The sequence below is a fragment of the Dysosmobacter sp. Marseille-Q4140 genome (assembly GCA_018228705.1).
Taxonomy (GTDB): domain Bacteria; phylum Bacillota; class Clostridia; order Oscillospirales; family Oscillospiraceae; genus Oscillibacter.
The window spans coordinates 1,162,332-1,175,540 of sequence record CP073694.1 but is presented as its reverse complement, the minus strand read 5'-3'; the positions used below and the strand labels follow the sequence as shown (position 1 = coordinate 1,175,540).

Below are 13,209 nucleotides of genomic sequence, written 5' to 3'. Positions count from 1 at the left end.
ATGGAAATTGCAAGATCAAATATCGTAAGATCCGCCGCCGGCAGGGATAAGGGCAAGCTTTTCGTGGTGTTGGCCACGGAGGGGGAGTACCTGCTGCTGGCCGACGGAAAGGGACGGAAGGTCGAGTCTCCCAAGCGCAAAAAGCGGCGGCATGTGCTGTTCGTGGCTGCGGATGACACCCGGCTTTCCGAAAAGATCAAACGCGAAGAGAAGATCAGCAACATCGAACTTCGCAGGACCCTCGCGGCCTATCGCGGGGAAGCTCATCCGGAGCAGGAGGGATAACGTTTGGCAAAATCCGACATGATTGAGGTGGAGGGCGTAGTGGTCGAGGCCCTGCCCAACACGACGTTCCAGGTGGACATTGGAAATGGACACACGATCCTGGCACATATTTCCGGAAAACTCAGAATGAATTTCATCAGGATTCTGCCCGGCGACAAGGTGACGGTGGAGATGTCCCCGTACGATCTGACCCGCGGCCGGATCACCTGGCGCAGCAAGTGAGCCGCCAGGCGAGCAGTCAATGACATGAAACCGCTGAAAGGAATGGTTTAGAGCTATGAAAGTAAGACCGTCCGTGAAGCCCATGTGTGAAAAGTGCAAGGTCATTCGCCGCAAAGGCCGTGTCATGGTCATTTGCGAGAACCCCAAGCATAAGCAGAGACAGGGCTAAGATTTAATTGGAGGTGCTTTAAGAGTATGGCACGTATTGCCGGTATTGACCTGCCGAAGGATAAGCGTATCGAAATCGGCCTCACCTATATCTACGGCATTGGCAGAAAGAGCGCCAAGGACATCCTGGCGCAGACGGGCATCAACCCCGACACCCGCGTGAAGGATCTGACCGACGCCGAGGAGCAGAAGCTCCGTGACGCCATCGACGCCTATACCGTCGAAGGCGACCTGCGCCGCCAGACCGCCCTGGACATCAAGCGCCTGAGCGAGATCGGCTGCTATCGCGGCATCCGGCACCGCAAGGGTCTGCCTGTCCGTGGCCAGCGCAGCAAGACCAACGCCCGGACCCGCAAAGGTCCCAAGAAGACCATCGCTAATAAGAAGAAGTAAGGAGGGAGATCAGAGATGGCAACTGCTAAGGCTTCCGGCGGCAAGAAGGTCATTCGCCGCCGCCGTGAAAAGAAGAATGTGGAGCGTGGTCAGGTCCACATCCGTTCTTCCTTCAATAACACCATGGTGACCGTTACCGATTCTCAGGGCAACGCCCTGTCCTGGGCTTCCTCCGGCGGACTGGGTTTCCGCGGCAGCAAGAAGTCCACTCCCTTCGCGGCCCAGACCGCGGCTGAGACCGCTGCCCGCGCCGCTATGGAGCATGGCCTGAAGACCGTCGAGGTCTTCGTCAAGGGCCCCGGCCAGGGCCGTGAGGCCGCGATCCGCGCTCTGCAGGCCGTTGGCCTGGAAGTGACCATGATCAAGGACGTCACTCCCATCCCCCACAACGGCTGCCGTCCGCCCAAGCGCCGCCGCGTGTAATCGAAAGAGGAGGTAACAAGCACTATGGCTAGAAATATGCAGCCGATCGCCAAGCGCTGCAAGGCTCTGGGGATCTCTCCCGCCGTCATGGGCTACGCCAAGAAAGAGACCAACCGGAATCCCGGCGGCCAGATGAGACGGAAGAAGAGCGAATACGGCATCCAGCTCAACGAGAAGCAGAAGGTCAAGTTCATCTACGGCATTCTGGAGAAGCAGTTCCACGACTACTATGAGGCTGCCGCCGCCGCCCCCGGCAAGACCGGCGACAACCTGCTGATCCTGGTGGAGCGCCGTCTGGACAATGTTGTGTACCGCATGGGCTTCGCCATGACCCGCCGTCAGGCCCGTCAGCTGGTGAGCCACGCCCACTTCACCGTCAACGGCAAGAAGGTCAACATCCCCTCTTATCTGGTCAAGGCCGGCGACGTGATCGAAGTGGCCGAGTCCAGCCGTTCTTCCGAGGTGTTCAAGCGCCTGGTGGGCCAGGACGCCCCCATGTTCCTGCTGCCTCCCTGGATGGAGCGGGAGAAGAACACGCTGAAGGGTACTGTGACCCGCCTGCCCGCCCGCGAGGACATCGACGTCCCCGTGGAGGAGCATCTGATCGTCGAGTTGTACTCCAAGTAATCGGAGGACACCCTTTAGGATGATATGGATGTTCGGCGGCCGGCGCCTGTGCGCCGCCGCTATGAGATGATGAAGGAGGGCAACTGCATGATCGAAATTGAAAAGCCCCAGATCGAGTGTATCGAGACCCCGGGCGACGCCACCTACGGCAAGTATGTGGTGGAGCCGCTGGAGCGCGGATACGGCACGACCCTGGGCAACGCGCTCCGTCGGATTATGCTTTCCTCTCTGCCTGGCACCGCGCCGACCACCATCAAGATCGCCGGCGTCCAGCATGAGTTCTCCACCATTCCCGGTGTGAAGGAAGACGTGACGGAGATCGTTCTGAATGTGAAAGGCCTCCTGACCAAGCTGCACAGCGAGACTGTGAAAACGGTCTATATCGAAGCGGTGGGCCCCTGCGAGGTCACTGCCGGCGACATCAAGGCCGACGGTGAGGTGGAGGTGCTGAACCCGGAGATGCACATTGCCACTCTGGACAACGGCGCCACGCTCAATATGGAGATCACCCTCTCCCACGGCCGGGGCTATGTGCCCGCCGACCGCAACAAGCCCCAGCAGAACATCATCGGCACCATCGCCGTGGACTCTATTTACACCCCTGTGTATAAGGTGAACTACACCGTGGAGCCCACCCGCGTGGGCGCTTCCAGCGACTTCGACAAGCTGACGCTGGAGGTCTGGACCGACGGCACCATCTCCGCCCGGGACGCCGTGTCCCTGGGCGCCAAGATCCTGTGCGACCACTTCACCCTCTTCACCGACCTCAGCGAGAACGTGGGCAGCAAGCCCACCGTGGTGGAGAAGGCCGAGGCCCAGCGGGACAAGGTGCTGGAGCTGACCATCGAGGAGCTGGACCTCTCCGTCCGCAGCTTCAACTGCCTCAAGCGCGCCAACATCAACACCGTCGAGGACTTGATCTCCAAGACCGAGGACGAGATGATGAAGGTCCGCAACCTGGGCCGCAAGTCCCTGGAAGAGGTCATCAACAAGCTGGCCATGATGGGGCTCCACCTGGCCGACGAAGAAAACAACTGATTTTAAACGCCGCGGGGCGGCAGCCCCCGGCTCACCAAAATCCCTTTGAAGGAGGAAGACCGAAATGCCCGGAACTCGTAAGCTCGGCAAGACCTCTGAGCAGCGCATGGCGATGCTGCGTCAGCAGGTCACGGATTTCCTGGACCACGGCAAGATGGAGACCACCGTCACCCGTGCCAAGGAGATCAAGCCCCTGGCTGAGAAGATGATCACCCTCGGCAAGAAGAGCGACCTGGCCGCCTATCGGCAGGCCATGAGCTTCATCACCCGTGAGGATGTCTGCAAGAAGCTGTTCAAGGAGATCGCTCCCAGCTATGCAGAGCGCAACGGCGGCTACACCCGCATCGTGCGCACCGGCATCCGCCGCGGCGACGCTGCTGAGACCGCCATCATCGAACTGGTGAAATAAATTTCATATTCAAGGCGAGAAAAGCCCTTTGCAATGCGGACCTAGGCGCATTGCAAAGGGCTTTTTGCCGTATTGCGGCAGGGGGGAAGAGGATTTGCTTTTCCTGGGCCCCTGTGATAAGATAAAGGCAAACAGAGGAGGTGCGGGAAATGCGGAGAGTGCGGTGCTATGACTGCGGAAAGTCCTACAACTATGACGAGGACTGCTTCTGTCCCAACTGCGGGGCCTTCAATCAGCCCCAGCGGAGCCTGCGGATCGGCGCGGACGGCTCCGTGGTCCGGGTGGACGGCATTAACGAGGCCAACCACGCGGGTTCCTTCGTCCACCAGGAGCTCCACGAGGAAAAGCGGGAGCGCCGCCGGATCGGCCTGGATAAGAGTGTCCAGCGCATCCAGCGCACCGTGTCCCGCCCCACGGCATCCAGACCGGCCCCGACGGCCGGCATCCAGAGCCGGGACCGTAGACAGAGCCGGCAGCAGGGAAAGAATCCCGTCGGAATCCTTGTGTGGATCCTCATTCTCATCATGCTCTTCAATCTGCTGCCTCGGATCCTGTTTTTCCTTTGAGCCCCCGGCTCGCATCTGTACTCGCTCAAAAGCGGCCCAAAGGGCCGCTTTTTTTGCGCAGTTTTTGACAGCAGTATTTTTCTTCCCTCTGCGCAAACTAACCGGGACAATGACGGAGGAATGGATGCGGATGGGAAAACAACGTTTTTTGTGCCTCCTGGCCGCGTTGGCCATGGCGGCGGCCCTGTGCGGGACTTGCCCGGGGGAGGATAGCGCACAGCCGGCAGCCGGCGGCGCTCAGCTTCCGGCAGGGGAGAAGTATGTGGCCTTGACCTTTGATGATGGTCCCAAGGCCGGCACGACTGACGTGCTGCTGGACGGTCTCCTGGAGCGGAGAGCCAGCGCCACCTTTTTTCTCATCGGCCGCCAGATTGAGGCCAACCAGGCTCTGGTGGAGAGAATGGCCGCAGAGGGACATCAGGTGGGCAATCACACCTGGAACCACACCCGGCTGGAAGGGGCTGACGCCGCCCTTATCAGCCAGGAGGTGGGGCAGACGGATCGGCTGCTGCGGGAGCTCCTGGGACCGGGGGAGTACTGGGTGCGCCCGCCCTACGGTGGTGTGGACGAGACGGTACGAGGAACGGTGACTGTACCCATGGTGAAGTGGTCCGTGGATCCCCGGGACTGGGAAAGCCTGAACGCGGATCAGGTGGTCCAGGCGGTGATGGAGGCGGTGGAGCCCAACTCCATCATCCTGCTCCACGACATCTATCCCTCCTCTGTGGAGGCGGCACTGCGGCTGGTGGACCGACTGCGCCAGGAGGGATATGAGCTGGTGACGGTCCGGGAGCTGTTGGCCCTCAACGGCATCGAACCGGAAAACGGGGTGCTGTATTGCTCCGGTGACCACTGAGAAACAAAAAAAGAACGCCCTCTGGGCGTTCTTTTTTGCTACTTACATCAAGATCAGCAGCGCCAGGGTCAGCACCAGGAACAGGGCGCCGACCCACTTGGTGGCCCGGGCCAGCTTGGCGTCCAGAGTGCGGGCCTTGTTCTTGGCCAGGAAGGAATCGGCTACGCCGCCGATGGCGCCGGACAGGCCGGCGCTCTTGCCGGACTGGAACAGCACAATCAGAATAATGGCCAGGCCGCAGAGCAGCTGCAGAATCGTGATAACGAGAACCAAAGCGTCCATAGGGGTCAACCTCCAGCATTTTCAGCCATGCAATGTGCATGAGCAGTGATTTCACAGATATATATGATAGCATAGTTTTTTCCCTATTTCAAGGGGATTTTTCAAAAAGCGATGCGGGAAGAGCAGCTGAGTTTCCCAAAAACAAAAAAAGTCGGAAGAAAATGGAACAAATGTTTGCATCTCGCCGAAGGATGTGTTACAATCAAGATGCAACAATGACGGACCCAGCGGGAACAGGAGGTCGCCATGGCGGAGCTATCCAAAATGCAGCAGCAGATCTATGATTTTTTGGTATCCTATATTCGGAGCCGGGGGTATCCGCCCTCCGTGCGGGAGATCGGGGAGGCGGTGGGGCTGAAGTCCCCCTCCACGGTCCACTTCCATCTGAAGCACCTGGAGGAGGCCGGCGTCATCGAAAAGGGCGCCGGGAAGGGCCGCACTATCACTCTGACGGCTCCGCCGCTGCCGGAGGACAAGGTGCCCATTGTGGGCAATGTAGCCGCCGGCAGCCCCATTCTGGCCCAGGAGTGCATCGAGGACTATCTGACCTTCGACACCGGCGGCCGCAGCGGGGAGTTCTTTGCCCTGCGTGTCCGGGGCGAGTCCATGCTGGGCGCCGGTATCCTGCCCGGGGATTTGGTGGTGGTGCGACGCCAGGAGACGGCCAACAACGGCGAGATCGTGGTGGCCATGATCGAGGACGAGGCCACGGTCAAGCGCCTGTCCCGGAAGAACGGCCGTACCTGGCTGATGCCGGAAAACGACGCCTACTCTCCCATTGACGGGACCTATGCCCAGATCTTGGGGAAGGTGGCGGCGGTGATCCGCCGATACTGAAATACGACAAAATCCGAATACAGAGGGGACAGCAGCGTCACTGCTGTCCCCTCTGTATTCTTAAACTGGTGGAAATCCTTAGGGCCGGTGGTGCCGGGGCGCCGGAGCTTCCTGCAGCTGCGCGCGCAGCTTCTCCAGCGCCCGCTTCTCGATGCGGGATACATAGCTGCGGCTGATGCCGAAGGAGGTGGCGATCTCCCGCTGGGTCAGGGGCACTGTGCCGCCCAGTCCGTAGCGCAGGCGGACGATCTCCGCCTCCCGGGGTGTCAGGTTCTCCCGGATCAGACGCCGCAGCTGCAGGGCGCTGTCCCGGTCGTGGATGTCGTCCAGCATGGTGTCGTCTACACCCACGATGTCCATCAGCTGCAGGGCGTTGCCCTCCTTGTCGGTCTCGATGGACTCTGACAGGGACACCTCACCCTGGAGCTTGCGCTGGCTGCGGAAATACATGAGGATCTCGTTTTCGATGCACCGGGCGGCGTAGGTGGCCAGCCTTGCCCCCTTGTCCGGGTTGAAGCTGGTGATGCCCTTGATCAATCCGATGGTTCCAATTGAGATCAGGTCCTCCTGGTCGGCGCTCTGGGTGTAGTATTTTTTGATGATATGGGCCACCAATCGCAGGTTTCGCTCAATCAGCACGTCCCGGGCGGCGCGGTCCCCCTTGGCGTATCTCTCCAGATACTCCCGTTCTTCCGCAGCGGACAGCGGCTTGGGGAACGAGCCGCTTCCGGACAGGCGCAGGGAGAACAGCAGTGTATTGGCAAACAGCAGCAGTGCAGCAGACAGCATAAAATCCCTCCCGCCCATTTCTATGCGGTCCGGGGCAGTCCCCATGCCCGCAAAAAGCCTTTGCCCGGCGGCAGCTGCGGTGGTATACTGGGGAAAACACCTGCGCCAGGGAAGGGAGGTGCGCCGTGGCCTGCTTTGTCTATATGCTCCGCTGCGCCGACGGCTCTTTATATACCGGCTCCACCACGGATCTGGACCGGAGGCTGGCTGCCCACCAGAGCGGCCGGGGCGCCAAATACACCCGCAGCCGCCTGCCGGTGGAGCTGGTCTACCGGGAGGAAGCGTCGGACTGGTCCGCCGCCCTGCGCCGGGAGGCGGCCATCAAGCATCTGTCCCGGGCGCAGAAGCTGGAGCTGATCGCCGCATCGTCCGGAGTGACGAACTGAGTCAAAAAGAGATCCCCCGGCACGGGTTTATCCGTGCTGGGGGACGTTTGTTTGGCACTCAGCCCTCCCGCAGGTGGATGACACAGGAGGACAGCTCGTAAAAGGGATTGGTCATGGTAGGTGTCAGCCCCTCCACCACGCCGGCCTGAACCAGCACGGAGGTAGACTTGAAGCACACGGGGATCAGGGGCGCCTGCTGCTGCAGATGGCGGCACAGGGCTTCCATGGCGGTGCTCCGGTCCGTGGCGGAGGCGTAGGCTGCCAGAAGGCTGTTGGTGGTTTCGCTGGCCCAGCCGCCGTAGTTCAGGGAGCCCCCGATGGCCAGCAGCGGGCGCAGATCCCAGTCAGCGGTGAGCTTGACCTCACCGTAGTACAGATCAAAATTCCCCGCGGTCAGGGCGGCGGTATACTCCGCCCAGGGCAGGGCCTTGACCTCGATAGTCACGCCGGAGGCGGAGAGGGTCTGGGCCAGGTATTTCGCGGCGGAGACCTTGAAGCTGTTTTCCTCATTTACCAGCAGAGTCAGGGTCCAGGTGCGGCTGTTCACCGCCTCGCCCAGCGCCTGGGCAAAATCGTCATAGACGTACGTCTGCTCCAGCTCCTCCGGATACAGGGGTGACACCGGGGAGACCGGGAACTGGGCCGGCAGGGCGTGGCCGGAGAGGAAGGCGCTGGTCAGGGCGGCACGGTTGACTCCCTGGCTGAACGCGCGCCGCACGGCGGCATTGTTGAAGGGCTCCCGGGTGGTGTTGAGCCCCAGATATTGGAAAATGGTGGTGTCGGCGTCCTGGAAGCTGACATTGCCGGTAGCGCTGATGGGGTCGCTGCCGGTGAGATCGGCTGTGAGCAGCTGGACGTCATGGGAGGTGAACTGATAGAGCATGGACTCCCGGTCCACTGCGGAGGACAGACCAATCCGTTCCACCGGCTGCTCGGTGCCCCGCCACCAGCTGCTGTTGGCCAGCAGGCAGGGACCGGCATCATCCTGAGCGTAATAATAGGCGCCGGTTCCCACCGGGACCAGTTCTCCCTCCGTGCCGGACTTGACGATAGGGATGTCCAGCAGGGAGGGGAAGCCGGTGTTGGCACCGGCCAGGATCACGGTGACCGTGCCTTCCCCGGCAGCGGCAGAGGTCATCTGAGCCAGACGGGCACCGTAGCGCTGGGAGCTTTTGGCTCGCCACAGGGCCTTCGTGACATCGGCGGCGGTCAGGGCGGAGCCGTCGGAGAACTGCACGCCGGAGCGAAGGGTAAAGACATAGGTAAAGGTCTCCGGATCATAGGTGTAGCGCTCGCACAGGCAGGGCTGTGGCTCCAGCTGGGTGTCCAGCTCAAAAAGCCCCTCGTACAGAAGGGAGCCGACCACCTGCTGCATCCCGTCGGCGCAGGTGATGGGGTCCAGGGTCTTGCCGGCGTCGTAGGGCAGGGAGAAGGACAGGGGAAGCAGGACTTCTGCCTCTTCTTCCTGGGCTGTCTCATCCTCCAGCTCTCCGGGGATCAGAGAGGTGCTCATATCCGCCGGGTCCTCCTCCCAGCAGCCTGTCAGAGACAGCAGGAGCAATCCGGCCAAAAGCAGGGATAGGATACGCATTTTCATCGGCTCTCCGCCTTTCCTGAACAGATTCGCTCCCTCACAGGATGATGACCGCCACCTGAGCGCCCCGGGCCTGGCCCATTTTCCGATGGGACCAGAACCAGTCCCGGCGGCAGGCGGTGCACAGGCCGCACAGGTCGATGTGCTCCGGCGCCAGGCCCGCCCGCAGCAGCCACAGGCGGTTGAGCCCCGTCAGATCCACGTGCCACTTGGGGCCCCGGCGCTCCAGATAAGGCGCCGCGGCGTCCCCCAGGGCCGCCGTCATGGCCTCCGGCACGTCGCCGTCCGTCTCGAAGCAGCACTGGCCGATGCAGGGGCCCACGGCGGCCAGCAGGTTTTCCGGTTTTGCGCCAAAGACCCGGCACAGTTCTCTTGCGGTTTTTTCCACGATCCCGGCGGCGCAGCCCCGCCACCCGGCATGGACTGCACCGGCGCAGCCGGTGACCGGGTCGTGAAGCAGCAAAATGCCGCAGTCGGCGGAAAAGACCACCAGAGGCAGATCCCGTTCATTGGTGATCAGGGCGTCGGCCTCGTAGTCCCGGGGCCGGACCAGACCCTTGCCGGCGTCGGCGGCGGTGACGGTGCGGACAGTGGCCTCGTGGACCTGCTTGCTCAGCACCGCCCGGTGCTCGTCCGCCCCCAGGCAGGCGAAGAAGCGGCGGTAGTTCTCCGCCACGTTCTCCGGCGCATCGCCTCGGCCGGGTCCCAGGTTCAGGGAGTCCCAGGGCGCGGGGGAGACGCCGCCCGGCCGGGTGGAGAAGGCGTGGCGCACGCCGCCCAGCAGGGAGGAGGTCAGAAGGACAAGACCGTTTTCTTCATGAGTGGAAAAAGGCATAGAAAGCTCCTTTGCGTCAGTGTGGAGAGCGGCCGGACCGGCCGTCAGGAGGGGGTCTGGGGATCGTTCACCGGATCGGCCAGCCGCCGGGAGCCGAACCACCAGATGGCACCGATCAGGAACACAACGGGTGCCGCGTACAGCAGCACCACGATCACGGCAGCAAGGCTGCCCTGCCCGGAAAAGACCCCGCCGAACAGGGCGGCGAAAAAGCACAGCCCCAGGGAAAACACCATGAGCCCGATGCCGAATACCATGTTCTGGATGCTGCGCAGCAGTTTGGCAGATTCGTTGTCTTTGTGCATTTGACGGCGCTCCTCTCATAGAAACCGCCCCCTGCCCTCCGGCAGTTGGAGAACAGGGGGCGCTGAAACGTACGCTGGCTTCTGCGTTCAGCGGAAGCAAAAAAACGGGACCATATTCGTCAGGGCACCCCTGCCGGACATTCCCCGACCCGCGCGGCCGGGGGACGCGCACACCGGCGACACGGCGCCGCCGGCGGCGGGGGAGGCGAGGGGAAAAGCAGCGGAGCCTGCCTGCGGCAAGGTTTTGCCGCCGTGCCTCAAAACGCTTGGACGCGCCTGACGGCGCGGTTCGCGTCCGCTCGCATCGGCCCCGGCACCGGGTCAATCAGGATGGTAGTCCTTGCAGGTGCACTTCTTCCACTTGAGACCGCTGCCGCAGGGGCAGGGGTCGTTGCGGCCGATCTTGGTGACCTTCACAGGCTGCTTCTTGGGCGCGGTACCGTCGCCGCCCACGTTTTCCACCATGCCCTTGGCCACCCGCTCCCGCTTGACCTCCTCGTTGGTCTTGAGACGGACGGAGAACATCCGGCGGACGGTCTCGGCCTGGATGGCCGCCACCATCTCCTCGAACATGGTGAGAGACTCCTGCTTGTAGGCGATGACGGGGTCGGTGTTGGCGTAGGCCCGCAGGCGGATGCCCTGTTTGAGGTCATCCATGGCGTCAATGTGGTCCATCCAGTACTCGTCCACGACCCGCAGCAGGATGACCCGCTCCAGCTCCCGCATGATGGGTGCGGTGATCTCCGTCTCCTTGGCCTCGTAGGTCTTTTCCGCGGCGGCGCAGAACAGGTCGGTGAAGTCCTGCTCGGTCTTATCCGCCAGGTCCGCCTCGGTGAAGTGGAAGGTGCCCTTGGGGAAATACAGGCCGTCCAGGCCCCGCAGCATCTCCCGGACGCCGGCGGCGTCCAGAGCCTGGTTTTCACCGAAGGCCATGGCCACGTGGTCGGAGATGGTGGAGCGCAGCATGGAGAGAATGGTCTCCTTGATGTCCTTGCCGTCCAGCACCTGGCGGCGCTGATCGTAGATGATCTCGCGCTGCTTGTTCATGACGTCGTCGTACTCCAGCACGGACTTACGGGACTGGAAGTTCCGGGACTCCACAGTGGTCTGGGCGTTTTCAATGGCCTTCGTCAGCATCTTGTTCTCGATGGGGGTGTCCTCATCCAGATCGAACCGCTCCATCATGTTCTGGATGCGGTCGCCGCCGAACAGGCGCATCAGGTCGTCCTCCAGGGACAGGTAGAACCGGGTCTCGCCGGGGTCGCCCTGACGGCCGGCGCGGCCGCGGAGCTGGTTGTCGATGCGGCGGGACTCGTGGCGCTCGGTGCCGATGATGAACAGGCCGCCGGCGGCACGGACCTTTTCCGCCTCGTCGGCGATGCGGGCCTTGTGCTGGGCCATCTTCTCGGCGAAGAGCTTCCGGGCGGCCAGGATCTCCTCGTTGTCGGTGTCGGCGAAGCCGGTGGCGTCGGTGATGACCTCCTCGGCATAGCCGGCCTTGCGCAGATCGGCGGTGGCCAGATACTCGGCGTTGCCGCCCAGCATGATGTCGGTGCCGCGGCCGGCCATGTTGGTGGCCACGGTGACGGCGCCCAGCTTGCCGGCCTGGGCCACGATCTCGGCTTCCTTCTCGTGGTTCTTGGCGTTGAGCAGGCTGTGGGCGATGCCCTCCCGGGCCAGGAGCTTGCTCAAAAGCTCGTTCTTCTCGATGGACACGGTGCCGACCAATACCGGCTGGCCCTTCTCGTGGCAGGCCTTGATCCGCTCTATCACCGCCCGGTACTTGCCCGCCTCGGTCTTGTAGACCACGTCGTGGTGGTCGTGGCGCTGGTTGGGGCGGTTGGTGGGGATCTCCACGATGTCCAGGTTGTAGATGGTGCCGAACTCCTCCGCCTCGGTCATGGCGGTACCGGTCATACCGGAGAGCTTGTCGTACAGGCGGAAGTAGTTCTGGAAGGTGATGGTGGCCAGGGTCTTGTTCTCGCTGGCCACGGTCACGTGCTCCTTGGCCTCGATGGCCTGGTGCAATCCGTTGGAGTACCGGCGGCCGAACATGAGGCGGCCGGTGTACTCGTCCACGATGATGACCTCGCCGTCCTTGACCACGTAGTCGATGTCCTTCTTCATGACGCCGTGGGCCTTGATGGCCTGGTTGATGTGGTGGGAGAGGGTGGTGTTCTCCGGGTCGGACAGGTTCTCCACGTGGAAGAACTCCTCCGCCTTGGCAATGCCCCGGGCGGTCAGCATGGCGGTCTTGGCCTTCTCGTCGACGATGTAGTCGGCGTCGGTATCGGTGTCCTCTTCCTCCTTGTTGTCCACCTGGACCACCACCTGCTTTTTCAGGCGGGAGACGAACATCTCCGCCATGTCGTACAGCTGGGTGGACTTGTCCCCCTGGCCGGAGATGATGAGGGGGGTCCGGGCCTCGTCGATCAGGATGGAGTCCACCTCGTCCACGATGGCGAAGGCGTGGCCCCGCTGGACCAGCTCGGTGGAGTAGATGCACATATTGTCGCGGAGATAGTCGAAGCCCATCTCGTTGTTGGTGCCGTAAGTGATGTCGGCGGCGTAGGCCTTCTGCCGTTCGGGGGTGGTGAGGCCGTGGACGATCAGACCCACCTTCAGCCCCAGGAAGCGGTGGACCTTGCCCATCCACTCGCTGTCGCGCTTGGCCAGATAGTCGTTGACGGTGACGATGTGGACGCCCCGGCCCGTCAGGGCGTTGAGGTAGGCGGGGAGGGTGGCCACCAGGGTCTTGCCCTCACCGGTCTTCATCTCGGCGATGCGGCCCTGGTGCAGCACGATGCCGCCCACCAGCTGGACCCGGTAGGGCCGCAGGCCCAGCACCCGGTCCGCGGCCTCCCGCACGGTGGCGAAGGCCTCCGGCAGGATATCGTCCAGCGTCTCGCCGTTTGCCAGGCGCTCCTTGAACTCGGCGGTCTTGGCCTGGAGCTGGGCGTCGGTCAAGGCCTTGTACTCGTCGGCCATGGACTCGATCTTGTCCACCACCGGATAAATGGATTTCAGCTCCCGGGAGCTGTAATCTCCGAAGAGAGTTTTCATCAGACCCATGTTTCTGACTTCCTTTCCGCTTTTGGGCGCCGCGGTCAGGCGGCGCCGGAATGAAACCGCCGGAGAGGCGGTAATGACAGAGAAAATGGGCGGGCAGACATAAATAGAATAAGTAAGTGCCC

The 13,209-nt window shown here is 62.4% G+C and carries 19 protein-coding genes; 13 read left to right on the top strand and 6 right to left on the bottom strand.

All coding sequences use genetic code 11. The features are described from left to right. From KFE19_05885 to KFE19_05840, 10 genes are all read left to right on the top strand, one after another. Positions 1–285 carry a KOW domain-containing RNA-binding protein gene (locus tag KFE19_05885; protein QUO39036.1) on the top strand — a complete coding sequence of 95 codons (285 nt, stop codon included), beginning with the start codon at positions 1–3 and terminating at the stop codon, positions 283–285. 3 nt (positions 286–288) lie between these two features. Further along, positions 289–507, top strand: coding sequence for a translation initiation factor IF-1 (infA, locus tag KFE19_05880; protein ID QUO39035.1), 219 nt, complete (start codon positions 289–291; stop codon positions 505–507). A 55-nt stretch (positions 508–562) separates the two neighbouring features. Beyond that, positions 563–676 (top strand): 50S ribosomal protein L36, encoded by a 114-nt coding sequence (gene rpmJ / locus KFE19_05875; protein ID QUO39034.1) that lies wholly within the window; start codon positions 563–565, stop codon positions 674–676. A gap of 26 nt (positions 677–702) precedes the next feature. Further along, positions 703–1,068, top strand: a complete 366-nt coding sequence (gene rpsM / locus KFE19_05870) for a 30S ribosomal protein S13 (protein ID QUO39033.1) — start codon at positions 703–705, stop codon at positions 1,066–1,068. Between the two features lie 15 nt (positions 1,069–1,083). Beyond that, the gene (rpsK, locus tag KFE19_05865; GenBank protein ID QUO39032.1) at positions 1,084–1,491 is read left to right on the top strand and encodes a 30S ribosomal protein S11; all 408 of its coding nucleotides are present in this window, start codon (positions 1,084–1,086) and stop codon (positions 1,489–1,491) included. 24 nt (positions 1,492–1,515) lie between these two features. Beyond that, the gene (gene rpsD / locus KFE19_05860; GenBank protein ID QUO39031.1) at positions 1,516–2,118 is read left to right on the top strand and encodes a 30S ribosomal protein S4; all 603 of its coding nucleotides are present in this window, start codon (positions 1,516–1,518) and stop codon (positions 2,116–2,118) included. Between the two features lie 87 nt (positions 2,119–2,205). Beyond that, complete coding sequence (locus KFE19_05855) at positions 2,206–3,156, top strand: DNA-directed RNA polymerase subunit alpha (GenBank protein QUO39030.1); 951 nt, start codon at positions 2,206–2,208, stop codon at positions 3,154–3,156. 64 nt (positions 3,157–3,220) lie between these two features. Further along, on the top strand, positions 3,221–3,565 hold the full coding sequence (gene rplQ / locus KFE19_05850) for a 50S ribosomal protein L17 (GenBank protein QUO39029.1): 345 nt from the start codon (positions 3,221–3,223) through the stop codon (positions 3,563–3,565). Positions 3,566–3,714: 149 nt separating this feature from the next. Beyond that, positions 3,715–4,131 carry a hypothetical protein gene (locus KFE19_05845; protein QUO39028.1) on the top strand — a complete coding sequence of 139 codons (417 nt, stop codon included), beginning with the start codon at positions 3,715–3,717 and terminating at the stop codon, positions 4,129–4,131. 130 nt (positions 4,132–4,261) lie between these two features. Further along, positions 4,262–4,987 carry a polysaccharide deacetylase family protein gene (locus tag KFE19_05840; GenBank protein ID QUO39027.1) on the top strand — a complete coding sequence of 242 codons (726 nt, stop codon included), beginning with the start codon at positions 4,262–4,264 and terminating at the stop codon, positions 4,985–4,987. A 42-nt stretch (positions 4,988–5,029) separates the two neighbouring features. Here the strand turns inward: KFE19_05840 and secG are convergent, their stop codons facing one another. Further along, positions 5,030–5,269 carry a preprotein translocase subunit SecG gene (gene secG / locus KFE19_05835; protein QUO39026.1) on the bottom strand — a complete coding sequence of 80 codons (240 nt, stop codon included), beginning with the start codon at positions 5,267–5,269 and terminating at the stop codon, positions 5,030–5,032. A 38-nt stretch (positions 5,270–5,307) separates the two neighbouring features. Here secG and KFE19_05830 point away from each other — a divergent pair, with 38 nt between their 5' ends. Both KFE19_05830 and lexA read left to right on the top strand, forming a co-directional pair. Then, a complete protein-coding gene (locus KFE19_05830) occupies positions 5,308–5,553 on the top strand; it encodes a hypothetical protein (protein ID QUO39025.1) in 246 nt (81 codons plus the stop codon). Continuing rightward, positions 5,516–6,106 (top strand): transcriptional repressor LexA, encoded by a 591-nt coding sequence (lexA, locus tag KFE19_05825; GenBank protein ID QUO39024.1) that lies wholly within the window; start codon positions 5,516–5,518, stop codon positions 6,104–6,106. Before KFE19_05830 ends, lexA begins: the two co-directional genes overlap by 38 nt. Before the next feature lie 78 nt (positions 6,107–6,184). Here the strand turns inward: lexA and sigK are convergent, their stop codons facing one another. Continuing rightward, positions 6,185–6,895 (bottom strand): RNA polymerase sporulation sigma factor SigK, encoded by a 711-nt coding sequence (sigK, locus tag KFE19_05820; protein QUO39023.1) that lies wholly within the window; start codon positions 6,893–6,895, stop codon positions 6,185–6,187. A gap of 143 nt (positions 6,896–7,038) precedes the next feature. Here sigK and KFE19_05815 point away from each other — a divergent pair, with 143 nt between their 5' ends. Beyond that, entirely contained in the window at positions 7,039–7,281 is a 243-nt protein-coding gene (locus KFE19_05815; GenBank protein QUO39534.1) for a GIY-YIG nuclease family protein, read from the top strand. Between the two features lie 58 nt (positions 7,282–7,339). Here the strand turns inward: KFE19_05815 and KFE19_05810 are convergent, their stop codons facing one another. The 4 genes from KFE19_05810 to secA form a co-directional block, all read right to left on the bottom strand. Next, positions 7,340–8,878, bottom strand: coding sequence for an ABC transporter substrate-binding protein (locus KFE19_05810; protein QUO39022.1), 1,539 nt, complete (start codon positions 8,876–8,878; stop codon positions 7,340–7,342). Positions 8,879–8,912: 34 nt separating this feature from the next. After that, on the bottom strand, positions 8,913–9,710 hold the full coding sequence (gene pgeF, locus KFE19_05805; GenBank protein QUO39021.1) for a peptidoglycan editing factor PgeF: 798 nt from the start codon (positions 9,708–9,710) through the stop codon (positions 8,913–8,915). A 44-nt stretch (positions 9,711–9,754) separates the two neighbouring features. After that, positions 9,755–10,015, bottom strand: coding sequence for a hypothetical protein (locus tag KFE19_05800; protein QUO39020.1), 261 nt, complete (start codon positions 10,013–10,015; stop codon positions 9,755–9,757). A 321-nt stretch (positions 10,016–10,336) separates the two neighbouring features. Beyond that, positions 10,337–13,087, bottom strand: coding sequence for a preprotein translocase subunit SecA (gene secA, locus KFE19_05795; protein ID QUO39019.1), 2,751 nt, complete (start codon positions 13,085–13,087; stop codon positions 10,337–10,339). Between the last annotated feature and the right edge of the window lie 122 nt (positions 13,088–13,209).

What these genes read in the sequence shown, in the direction of transcription:
- KFE19_05885 (QUO39036.1), top strand. Translation starts at nt 1, where the DNA reads ATGGAAATTGCAAGATCAAATATCGTAAGATCCGCCGCCGGCAGGGAT.
- rpmJ (QUO39034.1), top strand. Translation starts at nt 563, where the DNA reads ATGAAAGTAAGACCGTCCGTGAAGCCCATGTGTGAAAAGTGCAAGGTC.
- rpsM (QUO39033.1), top strand. Translation starts at nt 703, where the DNA reads ATGGCACGTATTGCCGGTATTGACCTGCCGAAGGATAAGCGTATCGAA.
- rpsK (QUO39032.1), top strand. Translation starts at nt 1,084, where the DNA reads ATGGCAACTGCTAAGGCTTCCGGCGGCAAGAAGGTCATTCGCCGCCGC.
- rpsD (QUO39031.1), top strand. Translation starts at nt 1,516, where the DNA reads ATGGCTAGAAATATGCAGCCGATCGCCAAGCGCTGCAAGGCTCTGGGG.
- KFE19_05855 (QUO39030.1), top strand. Translation starts at nt 2,206, where the DNA reads ATGATCGAAATTGAAAAGCCCCAGATCGAGTGTATCGAGACCCCGGGC.
- rplQ (QUO39029.1), top strand. Translation starts at nt 3,221, where the DNA reads ATGCCCGGAACTCGTAAGCTCGGCAAGACCTCTGAGCAGCGCATGGCG.
- KFE19_05845 (QUO39028.1), top strand. Translation starts at nt 3,715, where the DNA reads ATGCGGAGAGTGCGGTGCTATGACTGCGGAAAGTCCTACAACTATGAC.
- KFE19_05840 (QUO39027.1), top strand. Translation starts at nt 4,262, where the DNA reads ATGGGAAAACAACGTTTTTTGTGCCTCCTGGCCGCGTTGGCCATGGCG.
- secG (QUO39026.1), bottom strand. Translation starts at nt 5,269, where the DNA reads ATGGACGCTTTGGTTCTCGTTATCACGATTCTGCAGCTGCTCTGCGGC.
- KFE19_05830 (QUO39025.1), top strand. Translation starts at nt 5,308, where the DNA reads ATGAGCAGTGATTTCACAGATATATATGATAGCATAGTTTTTTCCCTA.
- lexA (QUO39024.1), top strand. Translation starts at nt 5,516, where the DNA reads ATGGCGGAGCTATCCAAAATGCAGCAGCAGATCTATGATTTTTTGGTA.
- sigK (QUO39023.1), bottom strand. Translation starts at nt 6,895, where the DNA reads ATGCTGTCTGCTGCACTGCTGCTGTTTGCCAATACACTGCTGTTCTCC.
- KFE19_05815 (QUO39534.1), top strand. Translation starts at nt 7,039, where the DNA reads ATGCTCCGCTGCGCCGACGGCTCTTTATATACCGGCTCCACCACGGAT.
- KFE19_05810 (QUO39022.1), bottom strand. Translation starts at nt 8,878, where the DNA reads ATGAAAATGCGTATCCTATCCCTGCTTTTGGCCGGATTGCTCCTGCTG.
- pgeF (QUO39021.1), bottom strand. Translation starts at nt 9,710, where the DNA reads ATGCCTTTTTCCACTCATGAAGAAAACGGTCTTGTCCTTCTGACCTCC.
- KFE19_05800 (QUO39020.1), bottom strand. Translation starts at nt 10,015, where the DNA reads ATGCACAAAGACAACGAATCTGCCAAACTGCTGCGCAGCATCCAGAAC.
- secA (QUO39019.1), bottom strand. Translation starts at nt 13,087, where the DNA reads ATGGGTCTGATGAAAACTCTCTTCGGAGATTACAGCTCCCGGGAGCTG.